The 366-nt window shown below is 42.9% G+C and carries 1 pseudogene; it reads right to left on the reverse strand.

Annotation, left to right across the window (positions count from 1 at the left end):
- Nucleotides 1-366, reverse strand: a pseudogene (locus ACINWC323_RS16580) (host specificity factor TipJ family phage tail protein); the annotation flags it as partial.

Here is a 366-nt window from a genome sequence, read left to right on the forward strand (position 1 = left end):
ATAGGTTTCCGGATAAATATTCCTGAAGTTAAACAACAGTACCGAGTTATCCGTAGGCCGTTCAAAATACAGCTTGAGCTTATTGTTCTGACGATACGCCGTACAACACACTGCATCACAAAGATTTGTCACCAACTCTTCAAATGATAAGTTTGAATCATCAATAGTTGTACAGAACTCCGCAGCCAGCGGTGTACCAAAATAATCCACTACCTCATAATAGGTTCGATAGATATTTTCGAGATCCAGCTCGTCAACTGTACGGCGACCGATCTTGTCATCCAGTGCCATTGATACCAAGGCATCGGCAAAGCTTGAGGTCGGATAAATATCCGTGGTCATTACTCCGTCTCTATAAGTCGGTAG

The sequence above is a fragment of the Acinetobacter sp. WC-323 genome, from assembly GCF_000314615.1.
In the GTDB taxonomy this organism is placed as follows: Bacteria; Pseudomonadota; Gammaproteobacteria; order Pseudomonadales; family Moraxellaceae; genus Acinetobacter; species Acinetobacter courvalinii.